The following is a 22953-nucleotide window of genomic DNA, read 5'->3' on the forward strand; positions in this document are numbered from 1 at the left end:
GCTCTCCGACCGGGTTCACCGAGGCGGGTGACCGGGCAGGGCAGTATGGACACCGTGGAACGACCTGCGCTGGTGGCATCGGACATCGACGGCACACTCCTGGGCCCCGACGAGCGGGTGACCGCGCGCACCGCCCGGGTGATCGGCCGGGTGCTCGCGGCCGGCGTGCCGTTCGTGCTGGTCACCGGCCGTCCGCCGCGCTGGCTCGACATCGTGTCCCGGGACGCGGGCGTGAACGGCTACGCGATCTGCGCCAACGGCGCGGTGCTCTACGACCTGGCCGAGGACCGCGTGGTGTGGGAGAAGGGCCTCGACCCGGTCCGGTTGATGGACGTCGCCGCCGCGCTCGACCACGTGCTGCCCGGCTCGGCGCTGGCGAGCGAGCGGGTCGGCGACGTCGAGCCGTTCGTCGCGGAGACCGCGTACACCCACCCGTGGGGCAACGGGCCGGACCACGTCGAGGTCACCCGGGCCGAGGTGTTCGGCCACCGCGCGGTGAAACTGCTGGTCAGGCACCCGAAGATGACCAGTGCAGAAATGACCGAAGCCGCCGAGGCGGTGCTGGGCGACGAGTTCGCGATCACCTACTCGACGAACTCCGGCCTGATCGAGATCTCCGCCGCCGGCGTCACCAAGGCCACCGGTCTGGCCGACGTCGCCCGGCGGCACGACGTGCCCGCCCGCCGGGTGATCGCGTTCGGCGACATGCCGAACGACGTGGAGATGCTGCGCTGGGCGGGTCACGGGGTGGCGATGGAGAACGCGCACCCCCGGTGCCGCGCCGCCGCCGACGAGGTCACCGCGACCCACGGCGAGGACGGCGTGGCCCTGGTCCTCGAACGCTGGTTCTGACCGACGGGCGGGGCTAGCGCTCCGCGGACGTGATGCGCACCGAGTCCGTGATCCGCACGGAGTCGGTGATGCGCACCGAGTCGGCGTGCGCGGCGGGCGCGATGCCCGCCAGTCCCAGCGCGACGGCGGCCGCGGCGACGAACCGGACAAACCTCATGCCATGACTCCTCGTGATCACTTGATCGCGTGTCGCGCATACGGGTGACGGCTTGATTGCTCCGTTCGAGTGACAATTAGGCCACGGTGCGGCGAGGAAAGCAACGAACAGCCCCCTACGAACGACTCATCGGTCGACCGAACGGGGGGAACACCGTCATGACCACGCCTAGATTCATGTCCATCGTCGCGCACCCGGACGACGACCTGATCTTCCTCAACCCTGACATCCAGAAGACCATCGCCGCCGGGCACCCGTCGCTGACCGTCGTCACCACGGCGAGCGAGGCGAACGGCACGAACAACCGGACCCGCGAGCAGTACGCGGGCGACCAGCAGATCGGCCAGCGGAAGGCGTACGCGCTGTTCGCGGGGGTCGCGAACCAGTGGAGCCGGTCCGAGCACCTCTTCGGCGACATGACCATCGAGGTCGTCACGCTGATCGGCGCGCCGCACGTGCAGCTCGCCTACCTGAACATCCCCGATGGCAACGACACCCTGTACGCCAACGCCATCAAGAAGCTCTGGACGAACACCACGTACGTCTCGCCGACGATCGTGCCCGAGGGGGGCCTGGTCGGCGACGTCCTGTACTACGTCAAGCAGGACGTCCTGATCGTGCTCGGCGGCCTGATGGACATGTTCGCGCCGACCACCGTCCGGCTCCAGAACACCGACCGCGACCCGCGCTTCGCGGGCGAGCACGAGGACCACATCCACACCGCCCTGTTCGGCGCCGAGGTCGCGAAGACCTACGCCAACAAGAACGGGTGGAAGCCGGTCAACGTGATCCACTACGTGGACTACAACTCGACCGACTGGGCCGTCAACGTCGCGGGCGACTGGTACACCAAGAAGCACCAGGGCATGGACCTCTTCCGGTCCTACGACCCGCTGGTGGACCCGGAGATCCCGACCAACGAGCAGCGCGTCATCCACCGCTGGCCGACCGGCGACGGGTGGGCCGTGGTCGACGGGGCGGGCCGGCTGCACGCGTTCGCGGCGATGGCGGGCGGTCTCGTCCGCTGGACGCGCACCGCGGGCGTGTGGGCCGCGCCGACCCTGCTCGCCACCGGCCGGTTCGCCACGGGCGTCTCGGCCGCGGTGAACAAGGACGGCCTGGTGCGGATCGCGGCGCTGAACCTCGACACGCACACCATCCAGACCTGGCGCCAGCAGACCAACGGCACGTTCGGCGGCATGCAGGACCTGTCCACGCCGAAGGCGCCGCAGATGGGCGCGCCGACCGTGGTCGCGAACCTCACCGGCGGCTTCGAGATCATCATCCGGAACCCGGCGACGGCGGGCGGTCTGTCGACGAGGTTCCAGTCGGCGATCGGCGGCACGTTCAGCGCGTGGACCGCGATCGCGGGCGGTGGCACGAAGATCATCGACCCGCCGCGCGCCATCGCCACGTCCGACTACCGCATCGAGGTCTTCGCGGAGGTCAACAACCAGCTCAAGCGCTGGCGGCAGACCGTGCCGGACGGCAGCTTCACGTACGACAGCGCGTTCGCGCTCCAGACGATCGGCCCGCCGGCCGTGGTCGAGACCGCGACCGGCATCGAGATCGTCACCCGCAGGCACAACGGCACCGCGGTGGGCGAGAACGTGCTGGGCGCGACCCAGAACGCGCTGCCGCTCCAGGGCACCGGCCCGGTCGCGGTGGCCCGGACGGGCAGCCGGGTCGTGGTGTTCGCGCGCGGCGACGTGCAGACGGTCGCGTTCCGGCAGCTGGGCGCGAACTCGTGGGGCGACCTCGGTGAGTGGGTCGAGCAGGGCCTGGCGGCGGTGACCGACGCGGCGGGCGACGTGCACCTGCTCGCGCTGGGCGGCAACGCCAAGCTGCTGCACGCGGTCCAACCGGCCGCGGGCGGCGCGTTCAGCGGCTGGACCGAGGCCTAGCAGACGGAAAAACCCCCCGCCGCGCGGCTGCGGCGGGGGGCTTCTTCCGGAATGCCGTCAGACTTCCTCGACGGCCACGGTCTTCTTGCGCTGGAACTGGGCCACCAGCGCGGCGATGCCGGCCGACGCCAGGTCCGCCACGGTGAACATCAGGCGGGACACCAGGGCCAGGGCCAGCACCTGCGGGGTCGGCAGCACGGTCGCGATCGCGCCGGTGATGACCAGCTCGCGCGCGCCCAGGCCGGACGGCAGGAAGAACGCCAGCAGACCGGCGGTCATCGAGATGCCCATGGTGCCCGCGCACAGCACGAGGGTGCCGATCGACGGCGAGCCGAGCGAGTTCACCAGCAGCCACAGGTGCACGCCGTAGAGCACGTAGATCAGCACCGCGACGCCGGTCGCCTTGAGCACCTCCTTGCCGGTGAACCGGCGCTCCAGCGGCGGCTTGCGCAGCACCTTGAGGACCAGGTTCACCAACCAGGTCAACAACTTCGGGTGCAGGAACACCAGACCGACCAGCAGCAGCGAGAACAGCCACAGCAGCTGCCGCGACTGGCCCTCCAGCAGCACGGGCAGCGCGGCCAGGCCGGTGATCAACGACGCCACCACGCCCATGCCGGTCGCCACCAGACCCGCGGTGAACGACCGCGCCCGGTTCACGCCCGCCTGCTTGGCCAGCTCCATCGACAGCAGCACGGCCCACACCGCGCCCGGGATGTACTTGCCGAGCCCGCCGACGAGGTAGAACTTCGCCGCGTCCGGGTAGGACACCGGCGCGCCCAGGTCGGACAGCACGATCTTCCACACCACGGAACCGAGGAACAGCCCGGCGAACACCGCGAGCAGCGACAGCACGACCGACTGCCACGGCAGCTTCAGCAGCGCCTCGGACACCTCGTCCCACTGCGAGTACACCTGGTACACCGCGCCCGCGAGCACCAGCACGATGAGCAGGCGACGCGCCCAGCCGATGATCACCTGCTTGCGGGTGCGCGGGGCCTTCTCGGCAACAGTCTCGACGTCGACGTCGGGTTGGACCGTCATCGGTGGTTCTCCGGTGGTCTCGGATCCGGGCCGCGTCACACGGACACCGTCGTAAGCCTGCTGAACTCGGCGAGCAGGTCGTAACCATCCCACACGGCGGCGAAGTCCAACGCCTTGCCGAACGGGACCACGCGGTCGATCCCCCTGCCGCCCAACGAACGGATGAACTCCAGCACCTCGGCGCGCTCGAAGCCGAACACGCTCAGGGTCTGGTCCTTGCGCTGCACCAGGGGCGCGAAGTCGGCCAGCGACGCGAGGGTCGCCTGCGGGAACGTGCCGACGCCCAGCCACTCGCGCGGCACGTCGGCCGCCGAGGTCAGCTCCAGGGTCGCGACCGCGTTGCCGGAGAAGCGGATCGCCGACGCGTGCCCCTCCGCCGCGACGCCGTACGCGGACACCCGCTTCTGCACGGCCATCGCGGGTTCGACCACGAAGTGCTTGGCCGCCACCACGTCGGCGAGCAGCGCGCGGAACTCCTCACGCGCCTCCGCGTCCTGTTCGCCGACCCAGAACAACGTTCGGGGCGAGGAGCACGCGGCCTGGTCGAACCAGTACGAGTCGTTGTAGAAGCCGGTCACCGCGTCGCGCTTGGCCGCCGCGGACGCGGCCCGCCAGCCGGCGACCGACAGCGCGGCGAACGACGCGCGGTCCGGGAACGTGACGTCGCGCGCGGACGGCTTGAGCGCGAACTTCCGCAGCGCGGCCACCGAGCCGTCACCGCCCCAGATCACCCGCAGCTCGCACGCGGCGGACAGCGCGGTCGTGACCGCGTCGTCCCGGCCGTAGGTGACCATCCGCTGGGTGCGCGCGATGATCGGGTCCGCCTCGGCCAGCGCCTCGTTCAACGCCTCGATGACGGTGGACGCGGCGCCCGCGGAACGCGACGAGATCCGGACGACGTTCGGGTTGCCCGCCAACGCCGACAGCGCCCACGAGTACACGAAGATCGTGTCCACGTTGGCCGGCGGCACGTGGAACACCAGTCCGCGCGGGAACCTCAGTTCGTCCTCTGTGGACGTTTCGAGCCTGCGCAACGCCTTGGTCAGCTCACCGCGGCGCAGGAAGAAGCCCAGGGAGGCCAGCTCCGGGAACCGCCGCGCCACGGCCGGCGCGAGCAGCTTGCGCGCGAAGCGCACCAGGAACTCGACCACCCGCTCGTCGCCGACCGTCAACTGCTCGCCGGAGGTGACCTCCGCGATCAGGTCCTCGACCGCGACGTCCGGCCCCGCCGGGAAACGCTGCTCCACCGTCATGCCGCTGCTCCGCTGAAAGTGTCCGAACAACCCCGAGCCTCGGCACGAGGCAGCCGCCCCAGCACCGAGAACCGCTTGCCCGGCCAGTCGCCGTCGTCGATCCCGTTCACCACGCCCAGGTCCTCGGTCAGCAGCACGTGCCCGGGGTACGAGCGCGGCACCGTCGAGACCACCTCGATCACACCCGGCTTGCCCACCGGCTGCTCGGCCCAGGTCTCCGGGTCGCGGATGATCACGTCGGCGAAGTCCGGGCAGTACAGGGAGTTCCCCGACGGACCCTCCACGAACACGGTCCCGAGCTGCTCGACCATGCCGTAGTAGTTGTGGATGCGGGTCAACCCGGTGTCGGCGGCGAACGCGCGGCGGAACTCGGCGTTGTCCACGGCCCGGTCGATCAGCTTCTTCCACCCGCCCGAGTGGATCAGGGTGCCGTTGGACAGGTCCAGCCGGTGCTCGCGGGCGACCTCGTACAGGTACTGCCACACCATGAAGGTGAAGCCGAAGATCAGGAACGGCTGCGAGCCGTGCTCGGCGAGGAAGCCCTTGATCGCCTCCACGTCCGGCCGGTCGTCCTCGTCCAGCGCGTACACGTGCTTGCGGCCGAAGTTGGCCATGCCCAGCACGCCCGCGCCGCGCGCCGAGAACGAGCGGCGGTTCTTGATGATCCCGACGGTGTCGACCATCAGCATCGGCAGCCGCTTGTCGCCCAGCACCTCCTGGAGCGTGCGGCCGAGGTAGCGCGGCTGGTCGCCGGCCGCCTCGCGGTCCAGGTAGATGCGCGACACCTCGGCGCCGGTCGTCCCCGACGAGGTGAGCACCTTGAACACGTCCTCGTCGGGCACGGACTTCAGCACGTGGTGCTTGAACATCCGCACCGGCAGCCACGGCAGGTCCGCGACCGAGTCGAACGTCCGCGGTGTGCCGAGCGAGGACAGGATCCGGTCGTACGGCTCGCAGTGCGCGCGGTGGTGGTCGGTCAGCTCGGTCAGCGCGGGCAGCAGGGCCGCCTCACGCGCGGCCTGGTCGAGCCCGAACACGGTGCTGGTCACGCCCGTCCCTCCAAGGAGCGATAGTCGACCTTGCCGCTGGGCAGCAGCGGCAAGGCGTCGATCTCCCGCACGTCGAACCCGCTGACGTGCAGGTGCAGCCGCTCGCCCAACGCCTTCGCGGCGGCCTTGCGGGTCTCGGTCGAGCTGTTCTCGACCCAGACGACCACCTTGTCGCCGGCGGGCACGGCGGCAGCCGCTCCCAGGTCCAACCCCGCGCCCCGGAGCAGTTGTTCCAGGTCGTCCAGGTTCACGCGGTTGCCGAACACCTTGCCGATCCGCTTGAGCCGGCCGGTGATGAACAGGTACCCGTCCGCGTCCAGCCGACCCAGGTCCCCGGTCTCCAGCACGCCGCCGACCACGTCGGCCAGCGCCAGCTCGGACTCGGACTCGGCGTAGCCCATCATCACGTTCGGGCCGCGGTAGAGCACCTCGCCGACCACGTCGGCCTCGGCGGTCTCCACGCCGTCCTCGCCGCGGATCGCGAACGCGCCGCCGGGCAGCGCCGGACCGGCCGAGCCGATCTTGTCCGCGAGCTTCGCCGCGGGCACGGTGGCCATCCGGGGCGCGGCCTCGGTCTGGCCGTACATCACGAACATCCGGCCGCCCGCGGCCAGCATCTTCTCGTTGAACTCGACCACCAGGTCGTCGCGGAGCTTGCCGCCCGCCTGGGTGATCGTGCGCAGCGACGGGTACTTGGCCGGGTCGAACCGCAGCCGCTTGAGCATCTCGTAGTGGTACGGCACCCCCGCGAGCGAGGTGATCGCGTACCGCTCCACGGCCTGCCAGAAGGGCCGGCCCATCACGCCGGTCGGCTCGACCACGACGGTCGCGCCGCGCCGCAGGTGCGAGTTCAGCACCGACATGCCGTAGCTGTAGTGCAGCGGGAGGCTGGTCGGCGCGACCTCGTCGGGACCGATGCCCAGCACGTCGGCGATGGCGTCCGCGTTGGCCAGCACGGCCTCCCGCGACAGCCGGACGAACTTGGGGTTGCCGGTCGACCCGCTGGTCGGCAGCAGCACCGCCAGGTCCGGGTGCGGTACGACGCCCTCGGGCACCACGCGCACCCAGGACGTGCCCTGCGCGCGGTACCCGCCCGGCGCGGGGCCGTCGGCGCCCAGCACGGCGGCCGGCCGGAACCGCAGCATCAGCTCCAACAGCGCGTCCCGGTCCTGCCCGGCGTCCAGCAGCGCGACCGCGCGACCGGCCTCGAACGCGGCCAGGTACCGCAGCACGCTCGGCACGTCGACGGACAGCCGGGCGAACAGCACCCCGGACGGCAGCGCGGCCAGCACGGCGGCCTCCTCGGCCACCCGCGCGGTCAGCTCCCCGCCCGCGAGCAGCGTGCCGTCCACCGCGTCGACCAGGCGTGCGCCCGCTCCGAGCAGGGTCACAGCACGAGCCCCCCGTCCACCCCGAGCACCTGCCCGGTGACGAACGCGGCGTCGTCGCCCAACAGGAACCTGATCACCGAGGCGACCTCGGCCGGCTCGCCGAGCCTGCCGAGCGACGTGTCCTCCACCACCCGCGCGAGGGTCTCCTCGGACTGCGAGGCGGTGAGGTCGGTCCTGATCACGCCCGGCGCCACCGCGTTCACCCGGATGCCGTAGCGGCCGAGCTCCTTGGAGGTGGACCTGGCGATCGACGCCACGGCCGCCTTGGTCGCCGCGTACACGGTCTGACCGGCGTTGCCGTGCTCGCCGACGATCGAGGCCAGCAGCACGATCGAGCCGGTCTTCTTGCGCATCATGGCCCGGGCCGCGGCCTGCACCGACGCGACGGTGCCCGCGACGTTCGTGGTCAGCAGCCGCTCCACGTGGTCGTCGCCGATCATCCCGATCAGCGCGCCCTCCATGACGCCGGCGCTGGCCACCAGGCCGTCGATCCGGCCGTGCTCCTTCGTGACGGACTTGAACACGGCCCGCACGGCGGCCGAGTCGGACACGTCCAGGGCCAGGCCGTGCGCGCCGATCTCGGCGGCCCGCTGCTTCGCGGTGTCCTCGTCGCGCCCGGTGAGCACGACCGTCGCGCCCGCCTCGGCGAGCGCGCGGGCGGTGGCGAAGCCGATGCCCCGGGTGCCGCCGGTGACGACGACGACCCGGTCGGTGAGCTGCGAGGACAAACCTCAGTCCTCGACGCCGAAGCCGCGGAGCATGTCGGCGGCGACCTTGAAGCTGCTCATGTCGATCACCTGGTCGGTCTCGAACTCGACGTCGAACTCGTCCTCGATGGCCGCGACCAGCGCCATGTGGCCGACCGAGTCCCACTGGTCGATCTCGCGGTACTTCAGGTTCTCCACGTCCACGCCGTCCTCGAGCGCCAGGGCCTCGACGAAGGTGTCACGGAGCCGGTCGTTGATCGCCATGCGTCTCTCGATCTTTCCGTAGTGGATCCGGGAATCTTGCCGGAACGGGGCTTCAGTGCTGGTCGGTCGCGCGCGCGGCCCACGCCTTGAGCAGCGACGCGACCTCCTCGGGCAGGCCCGAGGGGTCCAACTCGCCCTTGCCCTTGAGGAAGTCGCCGAGCGCCTCCACGGTCGCGTCGTCGCAGCCGCGACGGTTCAGCCCGATGGAGTTGACGCCCGTGACCCGGGCCGGGTTGCCCACCGCGATGGTGAACGCGCCCACTTCCTTGCGCACCGCCGAGCCCATGCCGACCATCGCGCCGGGACCGATGTCCGTGCGCTGGTGGACGACGGTGCCGATGCCGACGTTCGCGTAGGACCACAGGTGGCAGTGGCCCGCGACCTGCACGGCCGAGGAGATCACCGTGCCGTCGTCCACGACCACGTCGTGACCCAGGTGGGCGCGACCCATCAGGTAGTTGTTCGAGCCGACCGTCGTGGCGGCGTGCACGCCCTGGTTGACCGTGACGAACTCGCGGATCTTGTTCGCGTCGCCGATCACCACACCGGGGCCGCTCTGCTCGCCGTCCCAGCCGGCCAGGTGCGGACCGTTCAGGAACTCGGCCGGGCCACCGATGCTGACGTGCGGTCCGATGAAGTTCCCGCCGCCGATCCGGCACGGGCCGACGATCACCGAATAAGGCCCGATCACGTTGTCGTCGCCGAGGACGACACCTTCGCCGATGATCGCCGTGGGGTGGATTCGATTCGCCACTACCTCGCCCTTGGTGCCGTGCGCGGGTGTGTCCGCTGCTTGTCTGGCGTACGTCCCCCGCGACCCTTCGCACACCTACGCCGGGGCAGGCCATTTCATACAGGTAACGTGTGGCCCGCGTCGGGCCGGGGACGACCAGTCACTCTACCGGACGCACCCCACCGTCTCCGAAAGCGAAAGTCTGCTGCATGATCCCCATCACCGTCGTAGACGTGCAGGACGCGGAATCCCTCGTGGTCGAGGTGCTGCGTTCCGGCGTCATCGCGCAGGGCCCGATGGTCAAGCGGTTCGAGGATGCCTTCGCCGCCGTGGCCGGTGTCCCCCACGCCGTCGCCGTCAACAACGGCACGACCGCGCTCGTCGCCTCCATCCAGGCCCTCGACCTCAAGCCGGGCGACGAGGTGATCACCTCGCCGTTCACGTTCGTCGCGACGCTGAACGCGATCCTCGAGGCCGGCGCCACCGCCCGTTTCGCGGACATCCGCACCGATGACTTCTGCCTCGACGCCGACCTGGTGTCCGCGCAGGTCACGGACCGCACCAAGGTCCTCATGCCGGTGCACCTGTACGGCCAGACCGCCGACATGGGCAAGCTGGTGCCGCTCGCGGAGCGGCACGGGCTCGCCATCGTCGAGGACGCCGCGCAGGCGGTGGGCGCGACCTTCGAGGGCAAGCCCGCCGGCAGCTTCGGCGTCGGCTGCTTCTCGCTGTACGCGACCAAGAACGTCACCACGGCCGAGGGCGGTGTCATCACCACCTCGGACGACGCGCTCGCGGACAAGCTCCGGGTGATGCGCAACCAGGGCATGCGGGCCCGCTACCAGTACGAGATGGCGGGTCACAACTACCGCCTCACGGACCTCCACGCCGCGGTCGGCATCCCGCAGCTGGAGAAGCTCCCGCAGCTCACCGAGGCGCGTCAGCGCAACGCCGAGGCGCTGTCCAAGGGTCTCGCGGACGTGCCCGGGTTGACCGTTCCGTCCGTTCTGCCGGGTCGCACGCACGTGTGGCACCAGTACACCGTGCTGGTCGGCGACGAGGCGTCCGTCACCCGGGACGAGCTGTCCGCCAAGCTGACCGAGAAGGGCATCGGCAACGGGATCTACTACCCGAAGCTGGTGTTCGACTACGACTGCTACCGGGACAACCCGCAGGTCGTGGCGTCGGACGTGCCGGTCGCGAAGAAGGTCGCCGAGCAGGCGCTGTCGCTGCCCGTGCACCCGAAGCTCACCGAGTCCGAGCTGGAGCAGATCGTGGCCGCCGTCCGAGAGGTGTTCTCCGCATGAGCGCTCGTCCCAAGGTCGCGTTGATCGGCGCGGGCATGATGGGCTCGCTGCACGCCCGCGTGCTGTCGCAGTCCGACCGGGTCGACTTCAGCCTGCTGGTCGAGCAGCGCGAGGAGGTCGGCCGCGAGATCGCCGACCGCTACGGCGCCGCCTACGCGCCGTCGATCGACGAGCTGGCCGGCATCGACCTGGTGGTCATCGCGGCGGCCACCGAGGCGCACTACGACATCGCCAAGCAGGTGCTCGCCCTGGGCAAGCCGCTGCTGGTGGAGAAGCCGCTCGCGGCGACGTACGCGCAGTCCGAGGAGCTCGCCAAGGAGTCCGAGGCCCGCGGCCTGCCGCTGGTGTGCGGGTTCCTGGAGCGGTTCAACCCGGCGATCCTGACCGCGCGCCAGTTCGTCGGCGACGTGGTGCAGATCAACGCGATCCGGCACTCGCCGTTCGTGCCGCGGATCAAGACCGGCGTCGCGTCCGACCTGCTGATCCACGACGTCGACCTGGCGATCCGGTTCATCGGGCAGACGCCGGCCGCGGTGAAGGGCTCGTTCGGGTTCTTCAACGAGCAGTCGATCGAGAACCGGTCCGAGGACTCGGCCGACGCGACCATGTCGTTCGACGGCGGCGCGCTGGCCACCATCTCCGCCTCCCGGATCTCGCAGCGCAAGGTCCGCCAGATCTCCGTGCTGGAGCTGGACCGGCTGATCGAGATCGACCTGCTGCGCCGGGACATCACGATCTACCGGCACGTCGCGGACTCGCCCGCGGCCGACGGCGTCGGCTACAAGCAGCAGACGGTCATCGAGCTGCCGACCATCCTCCAGTCCGCGGAGCCGCTGGCCGCGCAGCTCAACCACTTCCTGAACCTGGTGGAGCTGGGCGCGGGCTCGGACGAGGTCGCCGCCGAGCGGGCCGCTATCCTGCCCGCGCACCGCGTCGTGCACGAGGCCACCGTCTCGGCGGGCACCGTGCCGGCGGGCAACGCGAGCTAGACGAGGGGAATTCGCGTGCGCATCGCGATCATCAACAACTTCTTCCCGCCCCGGATGGGCGGCAGCGCTTACGTGTCGGACACGCTCGCGCGGCACTACGCGGCGGCCGGGCACGAGGTGCTGGTGATCACCGCGGCGTACGGCGGCGCGCTCCCCGTGGAGAACCGCGACGGCTTCCGCATCGTGCGGCTGCCGTCGTGGACGCTGCCGGAAACCCGCATCTCGTTCAACTTCGACATCACGTTCGCGTTGAAGTGGGGCAACCGGAAGCGCGTTTTCAAGCTGCTGGACAACTTCAAGCCGGACGCGATCCACCAGCACGGCCAGTTCTTCGACCTGACGTGGCAGAGCGGGTTGTGGGCGCGCAAGAACAAGGTGCCCTCGGTGCTCACCCTGCACACCCGGTTGCAGAGCCCGGTGAAACTGGTGCACGGCGTGTTCCGGATGCTCGACGCGTTCGTGGTGCGGCCGATCACGTCGTTCAACAAGCCGACGAAGCTGATCGCGATCGACACCGTCTTCGACGAGTACATCCGCAAGCGCTACAAGGTGCCGGAGTCGCGGATCGAGAAGCTGGCCGTGGGCGTCGAACTCGACCGCTTCCGCGACCTGGTGCGCTCCGAGGAGCGGGCCAAGGTCCGGGAGAAGTACGAGATCGGCGACGGGCCGCTGCTGGCCTCGCTCGGCCACGTGATCCCGGTGCGCGACCGGATGAACCTGGTCGAGTCGCTGCCGAAGATCCTGGAGAAGCACCCGGACACCAAGGTGATGATCGTCGGTGGCATGTACTTCACCGCGTTCCTCGACCGGGCCAAGGAACTGGGCGTCGACCACGCGCTGATCTGCACGGGCACCCTGCCGAAGGCGGAGATCCCGGGCATCCTCGCGGCGGCCGACCTGGAGATCCACGACCTCCAGGGCTTCGGCATCGGCATCGCGTCGCTGGAGGCGATGGCGGCCGGCACGCCGACCGTGATGGCCGAGCGCGCGGACTACTTCCCGGGCGCGGTGCTGACCAGCGGCACCGAGACGTTCCTGGTGAAGCCGGGCGACCACCAGGGCATCGCGGACGCGGTGAACAAGCTGCTGGACGACCCGTCGCTGGCGGAGAAGGTCGGCGAGGCCGGCAAGCAGTGGGTGTTCGAGAACTTCGACATGCCCAAGATCTGCGAGGCCAACCTGGACATCCTGAAGTCCATCGCGGGCAAGGCCTGACTTGGCCCGCGTGGTGGTGATCGGCGGCGGGATCCTCGGTCTCGCCGCCGCCCGCGAGTTGGTGTCCCGGGGCAACGACGTGACGGTCCTGGAGAAGGAATCGTCGTGGGCGGCCCACCAGACGGGGCACAATTCCAACGTCGTGCACGCCGGGTTGTACTACAAGCCCGGGTCGTTGAAGGCCCGCATGTCGGTGGCCGGGAACGCGTCGATGGTGGCGTTCGCCCGGGACAACGGCGTGCCGGTGGACGTGTGCGGCAAGCTCGTCGTGGCGACGTCGGCGGACGAACTGCCGCGGTTGCAGGCGTTGGCGTCGCGGGCCGAGGCGAACGGCGTGCCGGCGCGGATGATCGACGCCGACGAGGCTCGTGCCTACGAGCCCGAGGTGACGGCGGTGTCGGCGCTGCACGTCGAGTCGACCGCGATCATCGACTACCCGGCGGTGTGCGCGGCGTTCGTGCGCTCGCTCTCGGACCAGGACCTGCGCCTGTCGTCACCGGCGCTGGGCATCCGCCCGGGTCGCGCCGGCGGCGTCGAGGTGGCGACCCCGCAGGGCGTGGTCCGCGGCGACGTGCTGGTGAACTGCGCCGGGTTGCACGCGGACGCGATCGCGCGGTTGGCGGGCTTGACCCCGTCGGCGCGAATCATCCCCTTCCGGGGTGAGTATTACGAACTCCGCGAAGACCGCCGGCATTTGGTGCGCGGCCTGATCTACCCGGTGCCGAACCCGGACCTGCCGTTCCTGGGCGTGCACCTGACCAGAATGCTCGACGGCACCGTCCACGCCGGCCCGAACGCGGTCCTGGCCCTGTCCCGGGAGGGTTACGGCTGGGGCCGGATCTCCCCGTCGCACCTGCTGGACGTGGCCCGCTTCCCCGGCACGTGGCGCCTGGCGAAGCGCTTCGCGAAAACCGGCGCGGAAGAAGTCCTCCGCTCGTTCTCCCGCAAGCGCTTCGCGGCCAGCCTGGCCAGGTTGGTGCCCGAGGTGGGCGAACACGACCTGGTCAAGGCGGAATCGGGCGTGCGGGCTCAGGCAATGCTGCCGAGCGGTGCCCTGGTGGACGACTTCCTGATCGAGAACGCACCGAACCAGGTGCACGTGCTGAACGCACCGAGCCCCGGCGCGACCGGGGCGCTGGAAATCGGCAAACACATTGCCGACCTGGCAACAGCACACGTGAAGTAAGCTGTTGGGGCGAATTTTCGCCCCAACAGCCCCCATTCCCGTTGACTGCCACCAACTTCCGCCCATGCGCACGGAAGCCGAAACAACCATCCGCAGCCGGGAACCAGGCGAAGAACTCCGCACCATGCGGTTGAAACTCGACCTCAGGGCCGAACACCTCTCGAAATCCCTCGGCTGGTCCCTGAGCCGCATCAGCAGGCTCGAACACGGCTCCAGGGGCGCGACCGCATTCGACGTGGGCACCCTCCTCGGTCGCCTGGAAGCCGACCCGCCCACTCGCGCCCGCGTCGCCCGCCTGATCGAAGAACACGACCTGGGCCACTACATCCGCCCGCACCACCACCGCCTGTTCGTGGACGCCCGGATGGGCCGCCAGGACATCTACGTCCGCAACGCGCCGCCCCAGACCACCTTCTACATCCACGAGGCGGCGCTGCAAGCCGTGGTGGGCGGCAACAAGGTCATGCACGACCAATTGATGCGTCTGAGGTTCATGGGCACGTGGTCGCACATGGACCTCCGCGTCGTCCCCCTCTCGGCGGTCGGCCACCACCTCGTGCGCAGCCCGTTCAACCTCATGACCTTCGACACGCCGATCGACCCGGTGGCGTGCGCCGAAACCGACACCGCCTCCTTGTTCATCGACGACAGGGACGCGATCAAGACCTACAAGCGCCACCAGAAGCTCTTGGCCAGGATCGCCCTGAGTGCGGAACAATCACGGGCAGTGTTCGCCTACTGGGCGGACATCTACGACCGTCGAGAGGACCGCGATGACCGAGGCACCGACCTGGCGTAAGAGCACCTACAGCGGCAGCGGGCAGACGAGCTGCGTAGAGGTGGCCCACACCGCCGTCACCACCCTCGTCCGCGACTCGAAGAACCCGACCGGCCCCACCCTGACCTTCCCGTCCTCGACCTGACAGGCATTCCTCACCACGCCCGAGTGACGACCCTGGGCGAGGTCGAGACCGCCCTACACGCAGTCCTCGCCAAAGCAACCGAAACAGCCACCCACCTCCACACCGCAGCAGACCTGGCCGAGTCGGCACGCGACCTGCCGGCCCGCCACCTGCGCCGCGCCCGAGGATCGCTACCACGACGTGGTGGTCCACGGTGATCGACAGGGTTCCTTCATCCCCGGCGGGCGGGTGGGCGTCAACCGCCGACTCGGCCCCGACCAGTCGGTGAAGCACCAGAACGACGGCTAGTGGCGAATACTCCTGCCATTGGGAGCGAAGCAGTGAAAATTCTCGGCTTCTACGACGAACTGTGGCCGTACGCCACCGGCACCGACGGTTCCATCAAGGCGCACACCTCGACCTCGCGCGAGCCCGATACCGACCGCGTCCGCCAGTACCTGGACACCGGCGACCTGATCCTCGCGATCATGAGCAACGACCCCGACGTGATGGGCGGGGACCGGCAGATCTTCAACGGCTCGTCCATCCGCACGGATGGCGAATACCTCTGGCGGCAGGACCTCGGCCACTACTACGACAACTACGACCTCCGCCTACCCGCCGCATTCCTCGCGCAAGTACGAGAGCTGGACTACCAGGTCCCCGAGGTGTCGGACGGACAAGCCGCCGAGGTCGACGCCCTCGTCACCCCGCTGCTCAACCCCTGACCGGGGATCAACCGTTGAGGAGTTTCAGGGCGGCGTCGAGGATTTGCTGTTCCACGCCCTCCTCCAGCGGCGCGGGCCACTTGTAGGACATGGCGGCGGAGTCGATTCCGGCTATTTCGTTGTCGTCGCCCGACCAGCCGGCCTCGTAGCCGCCTTCGCGCAGGGCCCGGTCGTCCGGGACGTAGCACTCCACCTCGCCCGTATAGGCCATCACCCACAGGGGGCCGCCGAACGCGCGGTGGAGTTTGCGGTCGTACGACGACAGCACCTCGTGCCCCAGGCCGAGGATGGCCAGGCCGCCGAAGCGCCACGCCCACATCGGGAGCGGGATCGACGTCGGCAGGGTGTCGTCCTCGATCAGGTCGAGGATCGCCGACGCGTGCCGGCCCGTCACCGGCGTTTCCGGGTTCGCCCGGCGCTCCTCGTACTTCTCCCGCAGCTCCTCCACCACGTCCGGGTCACCCAGGTCCACCGAGAAGGGCAGGTCGATCTCGGTCGAACGGGCCTGGATGTGGCCGGTCAACGGGGTCAGGTCGCCTTCGTTCACCCGGTCGACAACAGCCGAGGCCAGCAGGTCACCCAGCGCTTCCGGCCGCGTCGGCAGGTGGGGCTCGATCGGGTCCTGGTCACCGGCGCACCCCTGGAAGAACAGGGCCGGCACGTCGAACTCCGACTCCACCCGCTCCGCCGCCGCGCCCGGGTAGTCGCCGTCGAAGACGTCGTCGTTGCCCCGTGACACCGGGTGACAGGCCGCCCCGAAGAGCAAGCAGAATTTTCGCCCGTTCGACAACCGCCGCAGCACCACCACCGGCACCTCGTCCAACACCGTCGGCAGCCCGGCGCGGTTGAACCCCAGCGGGGCCGACGTCGTGCCGTACGTCAGCGACACCGGCGTCCGCTCGCCGTCGAAGGTGTCCCGCACCAACTGGATCAGCAACGACGCGGTCAACGACGTCGTGCCGTTCACCGCGTCCACGTCGGCCGGCCCGAGGTTCAGCACCAACCGGGGGTCAGGACGGGTGTCACCCAGACAGGCGGCGGAGTGACTGTGGCTGCCGTTGAGCAGGAACCGCTCCGGCGTCACCAACTCCTCGTCCACGAGGGTGTCCCGGATCAGCCCGTGCACGTCCCGCGGCACGCTGATCACGTCCGCGCGCAGCAGCACGTGCGCGATCCCGTCGTCCCACAACACCAGGCAGTGCGCCCGCAGGCGTCGGGCGACCCGACCGTGGTTGCCGCGCGGCACCCACCCGTACCCGCCCATCCACAAACTGGGGAACGGCGGGAACTCGGGCGTGATGTCGACGCTCCCTACCGAGGCTTCGAACGTCATGCCACCTAGGAGACGCCCGACGCCGCCGGAATACCTACGCCTTGGGACGAAGTACGTCCGAACCGACGAACGGCCGCAACGCCGCGGGCACCACGACCGACCCGTCGGCCTGCTGGTGGTTCTCCAGGATCGCCACGATCCACCGGGTCGTCGCGAGCGTGCCGTTCAAGGTCGCCGCGATGGCGGGCCTGCCCTGGTCGTCGCGGTACCGGACGTTGAGCCGACGCGCCTGGAAGGTGGTGCAGTTCGACGTCGACGTCAGCTCGCGGTACGCCTGCTGGCTCGGGATCCACGCCTCGCAGTCGAACTTCCGCGCCGCCGACGTGCCGAGGTCACCCGCCGCGGTGTCGATCACCCGGTAGGGGACCTCGATCTTGGCGAGCATCTCCTCCTCGTACGCGAGCAGCCGGGCGTGCTCGGCCTCGGCCTCCTCGGGCCGCACGTAGGAGAACATCTCGACCTTGTTGAACTGGTGCACCCGGATGATGCCCCGGGTGTCCTTGCCGTACGACCCGGCCTCGCGCCGATAGCACGACGACCACCCCGCGTAACGCCGCGGCCCGTCGAGGATCTCGTCCGAGTGATACCCGGCCAGCGGCACCTCCGACGTGCCGACCAGGTACAGGTCGTCGGCCTCGAGCCGGTAGATCTCGCTCGCGTGCGCGCCGAGGAACCCGGTGCCGGCCATGATCTCCGGCCGCACCAGCGTGGGCGTGATCATCAGCTGGAACCCGGCGGCGGTGGCCTGCGCGACGGCCATGTTCAGCAGCGCCAGCTCCAGCTGCGCGCCCACGCCGGTCAGGAAGTAGAACCGCGAGCCCGACACCTTGGCGCCGCGCTCCATGTCGATCGCGCCGAGCCGGGTGCCGAGGTCGAGGTGGTCCTGCACCTCGAAGTCGAACGCGCGCGGCTCGCCGACGTGCTTGACGACCACGTAGTCGTCCTCGCCGCCCTCGGGCGCGTCCGGGTGCACGACGTTCGGCACGAGCCGGTGCAGCGCGTCCAGCTCGGCGTTGGTCGCGTGCTGCTCGGCCTCGGCGGCCTTGACCTCGGCGGCCAGCTCCTTGCCCTTGGCCAGCAACGCGTCGCGCTCCTCGCCGCGGGCCCGGCCGACCTGCTTGCCGAACGCCTTCTGCTCGCCCCGCAGCGCGTCGGCCCGCGCGATCGCCGACCGCCGGCGCTCGTCCAGGGACAGCAACGTGTCGACCACACCCTCGTCCTCGCCACGCGCTCGCTGCGACGCGCGGACGGCTTCCGGGTTCTCGCGAAGTGCCTTGAGGTCGATCACGAGGGGTCAGCGTAGTCGCTGCGCCGCGGGGCAACGCACGGATATCCCCGGTCAGGAGCCGGACCGGGGCTTGAGGTCGTCCTGGTGGCGGTCGGCGGTGATCAGCCGCCCGTCGACCCGGTACCGCACCCGGGCCCACCAGCGGCCGTCGGCGCGGGCGCCCTTCTCCCACACCAGCGTCCCGACCCGCCACTCCTCGCCGTCGCGGACCAGGCAGGGCAACCCGCCGGGCATGACGGCGGCGGGCTCGGCGGGCGTGGACGGCAGCCGCTGGTAGCGGCCCTGCTGCGGGACGAACGGCCCGCAGGCCGTGCACTCGTCCTCGGGTAAGTCGTGCCGGCACTCGTAGCGCTGGACGTCAGGGATCACGGAGCGACGCTAGCGACGGAGCGTGATCCGGCGCAGCGGCCCAACGGTCGTACCACGCTGCGACATGCGGTCGCGATAATGCAACACCAGTGTCGAAAACCCTGGTCCGGACAGCACGAAGCCCCGTGCCGACACCGCGACACGAGGCTTGGCGACAGAACCGCGCGACGTCAACTGATCGCGACCGCCACGACGAGACCGAGCGCGACGTGCGCCGAGGCCACCACGATGCTGGCCGGCGCGAAGCGCTCCGACTCGATCAGCGAGCCGATGTCCAGCCGGGTCACCCACTCCAGCAGTCGGACGGCCAGCACCTGCACCACGATGCCGACGAAACCGAAGACCAGCGCGGACAGCAGGCCCTCGTCGAGCTTGCCCGCCGAGCTGTAGATCGCCACCACGATGATCAGCGCCATGCTGAACAGGCCTGCCGCCGTCACGATCACCGCGTTCGGCCTGCCCGTCCGGACCAGCGTGGACAGCTTGCCGGGGGTGGTCCAGTCGATGGCGTAGAAGCCGAACACCATCAGCACCAGGCCGACGACCGCGTACAGGGCGATCGCGCCGATGCCCCTGCCGATCGCCGAGCCGAAGCCGGGGTCCAACGCGAGCTGGGTGATCACTGGAACTCCATTCACTCAACAATCCGATGCGGGACGAACGCCGCGCCGTCGTCGGTCACGAGGCCGACCGTCTCGCGGATGCCGAGCCCGGCCGCCTGGTCGCCGACCACCCACGCGCCCAGTGCGGGCCGGTAGCCGTCGAACTCGGGCAGCGGGTCGAACAACTGGTAGACGAACCCCTCCTTGCCGTAGACGCCGCCGGTCTGGGTCTCGTAACCCGGCGCCACGATCTGGATGTTCGCACCCTCACGGCCCAACCGCGGCTTGCGCACGTACTCCGTGAGGAAGCCCGGTTCGTCCAGGAACGCCGGCAGCAGGTTGGGGTGCCCGGGGTACATCTCCCACAGCACCGCCAACAGCGCCTTGTTGGACAGCAGCATCTTCCACAGCGGCTCGACCCACAGCGTGCCGGGCAGGCTCTCCACGGCGTAGCGGCCGAACTGCTCGTCGACCACCCACTCCCACGGGTAGAGCTTCACCACGGTGCCCATAGGCGCCTCTTCGAGGTCCACGAACCGCTTGAGCAGCGGGTCCCAGCCGATCTCCTCGATCGCGAGACCCACCGTGTTCATGCCCGCCTCGGCGGCCGTCTCCTGGAGGTAGGCCACCGTCACGTGGTCCTCGCCCGACGGGTCCGCGGCCGACCAGGTGAAGTGCAGTTCGCTCGACGGCAGGCCCTGACCGATCTCCGCCCAGCGCTCGACCAGCTTCTCGTGGATCGAGTTCCACTGGTCGTCGTCGGGGAAGACGTCGGTCTTCCAGTCCCACTGCACGACCGACGCCTCCAACAGCGACGTCGGCGTGTCGGCGTTGTACTCCAACATCTTCGCCGGGCCGCGACCGTCGTAGCGCAGGTCGAACCGCCCGTACACGTGCGGGTCGCGGCGCTTCCAGGACTCGGCGATCGCGGGCCACAGCCACTCCTGGATGCCGAAGTCGCGGTACCGCTCGGTGACCACGACGTTGTCCACGGCGTCCAGGCACATGCTGTGCAGCAGCTCCACGTCCGCCTCGAGCGACAGGATGTCGCTCATGTCGAACACGTAGTGCGCCGACTCGTCCCAGTACGGCCGCGGCTGCCCGTCGGCGCCCCGCGCGGGCACGCCGAACACGAGGCCCTGATCGGACACCGTGCGCTGCCAGTTCGGCCTGGGTGCGGAGGTCTCCCGACGCACTCAGCTGCCTCCGCTCTTGCTGCCGCCGCTGCTGCTGCTCCCGCTCTTGCTGGAGATGCCGAAGCCGCCGCGCTGGATCGAGGTGCCGGACTTCGTCGCCACGTTGGCGCCCTTGGGGATGGTGTAGCTGCCCCCGGCGACCTTGGTGCCGACGGGCACGCTCGAACCGCCGTAGTGGTACCGGTAGGAGCTGCCGCCGATGTAGATGAAGCCGCCGCTGGAGTAGCCGCCGTGACTGCTCGCGTAGCTCGCGTCGCAGTACTGGTCGTCCACCACCACGTCGTCCTTGGTGCACTGCGCCTCGACGTCCTCGGCGCTGGACGCGGCGTACCAGATCGCCACCACGCCGACCACGCCCGCCGTGACACCGCCGCCGATCAGCAGCCGCTTGCGCTTGCGGCGCTTGCGGGCGGCCTCGGCCTGGAGGCGGAGTTCCTCCTCCTGCTGGTCGCGGACGGCCTGCTCGCGGGCGCGCTGCTCGGCCAGTGTCGGCGGGCGCGCCTTGGTGCGGCCGGGCTCCTGCTGCCGGATGCGGCCCTTGCCGCCCGGCTGCGCCGTCACCGGCGGGGTGGCCGGCTGGTACGGCGGCGGTGAGCCCTGGCCGGTCGGCGTGCCGGGTCCGGACGGCGTGGTCGGTCCGGTCGGCGCGGTCGGTCCGGACGGCGTGCCGGGTCCGGTGGTCGGTCGGGTGCCGGGCGCGTTCTGCGCCGGTGCACCCCGGGGCGGGGTCGACTCCGCGCCGGCGGACGGCAGCGGTCCGGTCGGCGGGTTGCCGCTCTCGGGCGTCGTTCCGCCACCGGTGGGCGGCACGGCGCCGTCCTCGGGTCGGTTGGGTCCGGTCTTCTCGTTCTCAGTCATCAGCCACTCCCGGCGGGGACGGTACAGAGATCGGCCGCCAAACGGGTGACGAGTGTCCAATTAGCAACACACTCCACCCGCGCGATGGGGTTCGGGTCGGTTCCAGGCATCATGGAGTAGATGTCCACGAGCGCTCGTTGGTTTCGCCGAGGTGACCGGGTGGTCATGCTCGGCGCGTTCTCCGGTGCCTTCGGGTTGCTCTTGGTGAGTGCGTTCACCTCGGTGGTCCCGGCCGTCGTCGCACCCCCGGGTGGCGGTGCGACCACGTCTACCACGGTCAACCCCGCCTACGCCGCGCAACCCGGCAACTGCCTCGACTGGACCAAGAAGGACCTGGCCGACATCAACCAGGTCGACTGCGCGAAGCAGCACCTGTTCGAGGTCACCGGTGTGGTGGACCTGGGGCCGCGGTACCCGTCCGGCGCGCCGTACCCGGACGACGCGACCTGGGCGAAGATCAGCGAGGAGAACTGCGCCAAGACCTCGCTCGACTACCTGGGCGGCAAGTTCGACCCGTTCGGCAAGTACACCGTCGGACCGCTCAACCCCGGCGAGGGCAACTGGAAGGAAGGCCAGCGCACGGTGCGGTGCGGGCTCCAGGTGGCCGGGCCGGGCGGTGGGCTGCTGCGGGCGTTCGGGACGGCCAAGACGCAGGACCAGTCCGACGTGTACGACCCCGGCGTGTGCCTGGGCGTGACCGACGCCAAATCCGTGGGTGACCCGATCGAGTGCTCGAAACCTCACACGTTCGAGATCGTCGGGGTGGTGGCGCTGCCGGCCGGTGACTTCCCGTCACCGGAGAAGCAGGACGAGACGATGGCCGCCGAGTGCGCCCGCATCTCGACCGAGTACAGCGGCACGGCGGACTTCAAGGCGCGGAACCTGATCGTCACGTGGGACACCCGGGTCGCGGAGAGCTGGGCGGCCGGGTCGCACAAGGCGAACTGCAAGGTGGGCGCGCCGCCGAACGACGCGGGGCTGGTCGCGTGGGAGGGCAGCGTCCGCAACCCCGACGCGCCACCGCTGACCACCGCGAACCCGCCGCAGACCACGGCCGTGTCGCAGGCCGAGGCGACCGGCGCGCCGCTGCACTCCAGTTCGGCGAAGCCGAGTTCGAACGCGCCCTCGTCCACGTCGGGCTCGTCGGTCGCGCCGACCACCACGACCGTCGAACCGACGAGGTGACCCGGCCGTGCCGGTGGAGATGTCCAGACAGCACTTCGAGGACCTGGTCTCCGAGGCCCTCGACCTGATCCCGCCGGAGTTCGCGGCGGCGATGAACAACGTGGTCGTGCTGGTGGAGGACCGGAACCCGGACGTGCCGACCCTGCTGGGCCTCTACCACGGGATCGCGCTGACCAGGAGGACCACCGACTACGGCGGCGTCCTCCCCGACCGCATCACGATCTACCGCGAAGCCCTCCTGGACTACTGCGAGGACGAGGACGACGTGGTCGAACAGGTCGCCGTCACCGTGGTCCACGAAATCGCCCACCACTTCGGCATCGACGACGCCAAGCTCCACGAACTGGGCTGGGGCTAGCCCGCCACCCCCTCGGTCGCTCGCCCCATTGCGCCCCATTGCCCTCTTGTTGAACAATCTCGTCGTTGCATTGTTCTACAATC

The 22953-nt window shown here is 70.0% G+C and carries 25 protein-coding genes; 11 read left to right on the forward strand and 14 right to left on the reverse strand.

The window, feature by feature from the left end; all coding sequences use genetic code 11:
• The first annotated feature begins 54 nt into the window (after positions 1 to 54).
• Positions 55 to 852, forward strand: a complete 798-nt coding sequence (locus AB0G50_RS04090) for an HAD family hydrolase (RefSeq protein WP_360102026.1) — start codon at positions 55 to 57, stop codon at positions 850 to 852.
• A 13-nt stretch (positions 853 to 865) separates the two neighbouring features.
• On the opposite strand, the gene AB0G50_RS04095 is transcribed toward AB0G50_RS04090, so the two are convergent.
• The gene (locus AB0G50_RS04095) at positions 866 to 1009 is read right to left on the reverse strand and encodes a hypothetical protein (RefSeq protein ID WP_360102028.1); all 144 of its coding nucleotides are present in this window, start codon (positions 1007 to 1009) and stop codon (positions 866 to 868) included.
• A 158-nt stretch (positions 1010 to 1167) separates the two neighbouring features.
• Between AB0G50_RS04095 and AB0G50_RS04100 the strand changes: the two genes are divergently transcribed.
• Positions 1168 to 2913 carry a hypothetical protein gene (locus tag AB0G50_RS04100; RefSeq protein ID WP_360102030.1) on the forward strand — a complete coding sequence of 582 codons (1746 nt, stop codon included), beginning with the start codon at positions 1168 to 1170 and terminating at the stop codon, positions 2911 to 2913.
• A 57-nt stretch (positions 2914 to 2970) separates the two neighbouring features.
• Here AB0G50_RS04100 and AB0G50_RS04105 read toward each other — a convergent pair whose 3' ends face one another.
• The 7 genes from AB0G50_RS04105 to AB0G50_RS04135 are packed head-to-tail and all read right to left on the reverse strand — an operon-like array spanning position 2971 to position 9375.
• Positions 2971 to 3957, reverse strand: coding sequence for a lysylphosphatidylglycerol synthase domain-containing protein (locus AB0G50_RS04105; protein ID WP_360102032.1), 987 nt, complete (start codon positions 3955 to 3957; stop codon positions 2971 to 2973).
• 35 nt (positions 3958 to 3992) lie between these two features.
• On the reverse strand, positions 3993 to 5210 hold the full coding sequence (locus AB0G50_RS04110) for an acyl-CoA reductase (RefSeq protein ID WP_360102034.1): 1218 nt from the start codon (positions 5208 to 5210) through the stop codon (positions 3993 to 3995).
• A complete protein-coding gene (locus AB0G50_RS04115; protein ID WP_360102036.1) occupies positions 5207 to 6259 on the reverse strand; it encodes an acyl-protein synthetase in 1053 nt (350 codons plus the stop codon). The genes AB0G50_RS04110 and AB0G50_RS04115 overlap by 4 nt, the downstream gene beginning before the upstream one ends.
• Entirely contained in the window at positions 6256 to 7650 is a 1395-nt protein-coding gene (locus AB0G50_RS04120) for an AMP-binding protein (protein WP_360102038.1), read from the reverse strand. Before AB0G50_RS04120 ends, AB0G50_RS04115 begins: the two co-directional genes overlap by 4 nt.
• Complete coding sequence (locus tag AB0G50_RS04125) at positions 7647 to 8378, reverse strand: SDR family oxidoreductase (protein WP_360102040.1); 732 nt, start codon at positions 8376 to 8378, stop codon at positions 7647 to 7649. The genes AB0G50_RS04120 and AB0G50_RS04125 overlap by 4 nt, the downstream gene beginning before the upstream one ends.
• A gap of 3 nt (positions 8379 to 8381) precedes the next feature.
• Positions 8382 to 8621: an acyl carrier protein gene (locus tag AB0G50_RS04130; protein ID WP_360102042.1), complete on the reverse strand. Its 240-nt coding sequence runs from the start codon at positions 8619 to 8621 to the stop codon at positions 8382 to 8384.
• A gap of 52 nt (positions 8622 to 8673) precedes the next feature.
• Entirely contained in the window at positions 8674 to 9375 is a 702-nt protein-coding gene (locus AB0G50_RS04135) for a UDP-N-acetylglucosamine acyltransferase (RefSeq protein ID WP_360102044.1), read from the reverse strand.
• A gap of 188 nt (positions 9376 to 9563) precedes the next feature.
• Between AB0G50_RS04135 and AB0G50_RS04140 the strand changes: the two genes are divergently transcribed.
• The 7 genes from AB0G50_RS04140 to AB0G50_RS04170 all read left to right on the forward strand — a co-directional run bounded on the left by AB0G50_RS04140 (position 9564) and on the right by AB0G50_RS04170 (position 15681).
• Positions 9564 to 10661, forward strand: coding sequence for a DegT/DnrJ/EryC1/StrS family aminotransferase (locus AB0G50_RS04140; protein ID WP_360102046.1), 1098 nt, complete (start codon positions 9564 to 9566; stop codon positions 10659 to 10661).
• Complete coding sequence (locus AB0G50_RS04145; protein ID WP_360102048.1) at positions 10658 to 11650, forward strand: Gfo/Idh/MocA family oxidoreductase; 993 nt, start codon at positions 10658 to 10660, stop codon at positions 11648 to 11650. Before AB0G50_RS04140 ends, AB0G50_RS04145 begins: the two co-directional genes overlap by 4 nt.
• Before the next feature lie 15 nt (positions 11651 to 11665).
• Entirely contained in the window at positions 11666 to 12865 is a 1200-nt protein-coding gene (locus AB0G50_RS04150) for a glycosyltransferase family 4 protein (RefSeq protein ID WP_360102050.1), read from the forward strand.
• Position 12866: 1 nt separating this feature from the next.
• Positions 12867 to 14051 (forward strand): L-2-hydroxyglutarate oxidase, encoded by a 1185-nt coding sequence (gene lhgO, locus AB0G50_RS04155; RefSeq protein WP_360102052.1) that lies wholly within the window; start codon positions 12867 to 12869, stop codon positions 14049 to 14051.
• Between the two features lie 64 nt (positions 14052 to 14115).
• Complete coding sequence (locus AB0G50_RS04160; RefSeq protein WP_360102054.1) at positions 14116 to 14850, forward strand: helix-turn-helix transcriptional regulator; 735 nt, start codon at positions 14116 to 14118, stop codon at positions 14848 to 14850.
• A complete protein-coding gene (locus tag AB0G50_RS04165) occupies positions 14825 to 14974 on the forward strand; it encodes a DUF397 domain-containing protein (RefSeq protein ID WP_360102056.1) in 150 nt (49 codons plus the stop codon). Before AB0G50_RS04160 ends, AB0G50_RS04165 begins: the two co-directional genes overlap by 26 nt.
• 320 nt (positions 14975 to 15294) lie before the next feature.
• Complete coding sequence (locus AB0G50_RS04170; RefSeq protein WP_360102058.1) at positions 15295 to 15681, forward strand: hypothetical protein; 387 nt, start codon at positions 15295 to 15297, stop codon at positions 15679 to 15681.
• Positions 15682 to 15688: 7 nt separating this feature from the next.
• Here AB0G50_RS04170 and AB0G50_RS04175 read toward each other — a convergent pair whose 3' ends face one another.
• The 6 genes from AB0G50_RS04175 to AB0G50_RS04200 all read right to left on the reverse strand — a co-directional run bounded on the left by AB0G50_RS04175 (position 15689) and on the right by AB0G50_RS04200 (position 21327).
• Positions 15689 to 17014, reverse strand: a complete 1326-nt coding sequence (locus tag AB0G50_RS04175) for a hypothetical protein (protein WP_360102060.1) — start codon at positions 17012 to 17014, stop codon at positions 15689 to 15691.
• A 34-nt stretch (positions 17015 to 17048) separates the two neighbouring features.
• Positions 17049 to 18302 carry a serine--tRNA ligase gene (gene serS, locus AB0G50_RS04180; RefSeq protein WP_360102062.1) on the reverse strand — a complete coding sequence of 418 codons (1254 nt, stop codon included), beginning with the start codon at positions 18300 to 18302 and terminating at the stop codon, positions 17049 to 17051.
• 51 nt (positions 18303 to 18353) lie between these two features.
• On the reverse strand, positions 18354 to 18671 hold the full coding sequence (locus tag AB0G50_RS04185) for a hypothetical protein (protein ID WP_360102064.1): 318 nt from the start codon (positions 18669 to 18671) through the stop codon (positions 18354 to 18356).
• 170 nt (positions 18672 to 18841) lie between these two features.
• On the reverse strand, positions 18842 to 19294 hold the full coding sequence (locus AB0G50_RS04190) for a DUF350 domain-containing protein (RefSeq protein ID WP_360102066.1): 453 nt from the start codon (positions 19292 to 19294) through the stop codon (positions 18842 to 18844).
• Positions 19295 to 19305: 11 nt separating this feature from the next.
• Positions 19306 to 20469: a glutathionylspermidine synthase family protein gene (locus tag AB0G50_RS04195; RefSeq protein WP_360102068.1), complete on the reverse strand. Its 1164-nt coding sequence runs from the start codon at positions 20467 to 20469 to the stop codon at positions 19306 to 19308.
• The gene (locus tag AB0G50_RS04200) at positions 20470 to 21327 is read right to left on the reverse strand and encodes a hypothetical protein (protein ID WP_360102070.1); all 858 of its coding nucleotides are present in this window, start codon (positions 21325 to 21327) and stop codon (positions 20470 to 20472) included.
• A 165-nt stretch (positions 21328 to 21492) separates the two neighbouring features.
• Between AB0G50_RS04200 and AB0G50_RS04205 the strand changes: the two genes are divergently transcribed.
• Positions 21493 to 22512, forward strand: coding sequence for a septum formation family protein (locus AB0G50_RS04205; protein WP_360102326.1), 1020 nt, complete (start codon positions 21493 to 21495; stop codon positions 22510 to 22512).
• A 7-nt stretch (positions 22513 to 22519) separates the two neighbouring features.
• Positions 22520 to 22870, forward strand: a complete 351-nt coding sequence (locus AB0G50_RS04210; protein WP_360102072.1) for a metallopeptidase family protein — start codon at positions 22520 to 22522, stop codon at positions 22868 to 22870.
• Positions 22871 to 22953: the final 83 nt, after the last annotated feature.

It is taken from the genome of Actinosynnema sp. NPDC020468 (assembly GCF_040642015.1).
GTDB lineage: Bacteria > Actinomycetota > Actinomycetes > Mycobacteriales > Pseudonocardiaceae > Actinosynnema.

Coding starts and splice junctions, on each gene's coding strand:
- AB0G50_RS04205 (WP_360102326.1), top strand. CDS start 21,493: ATGCTCGGCGCGTTCTCCGGTGCCTTCGGGTTGCTCTTGGTGAGTGCG.
- AB0G50_RS04140 (WP_360102046.1), top strand. CDS start 9,564: ATGATCCCCATCACCGTCGTAGACGTGCAGGACGCGGAATCCCTCGTG.
- AB0G50_RS04200 (WP_360102070.1), bottom strand. CDS start 21,327: ATGACTGAGAACGAGAAGACCGGACCCAACCGACCCGAGGACGGCGCC.
- AB0G50_RS04130 (WP_360102042.1), bottom strand. CDS start 8,621: ATGGCGATCAACGACCGGCTCCGTGACACCTTCGTCGAGGCCCTGGCG.
- AB0G50_RS04165 (WP_360102056.1), top strand. CDS start 14,825: ATGACCGAGGCACCGACCTGGCGTAAGAGCACCTACAGCGGCAGCGGG.
- AB0G50_RS04100 (WP_360102030.1), top strand. CDS start 1,168: ATGACCACGCCTAGATTCATGTCCATCGTCGCGCACCCGGACGACGAC.
- AB0G50_RS04175 (WP_360102060.1), bottom strand. CDS start 17,014: ATGACGTTCGAAGCCTCGGTAGGGAGCGTCGACATCACGCCCGAGTTC.
- AB0G50_RS04160 (WP_360102054.1), top strand. CDS start 14,116: ATGCGCACGGAAGCCGAAACAACCATCCGCAGCCGGGAACCAGGCGAA.
- AB0G50_RS04145 (WP_360102048.1), top strand. CDS start 10,658: ATGAGCGCTCGTCCCAAGGTCGCGTTGATCGGCGCGGGCATGATGGGC.
- AB0G50_RS04110 (WP_360102034.1), bottom strand. CDS start 5,210: ATGACGGTGGAGCAGCGTTTCCCGGCGGGGCCGGACGTCGCGGTCGAG.
- AB0G50_RS04105 (WP_360102032.1), bottom strand. CDS start 3,957: ATGACGGTCCAACCCGACGTCGACGTCGAGACTGTTGCCGAGAAGGCC.
- AB0G50_RS04095 (WP_360102028.1), bottom strand. CDS start 1,009: ATGAGGTTTGTCCGGTTCGTCGCCGCGGCCGCCGTCGCGCTGGGACTG.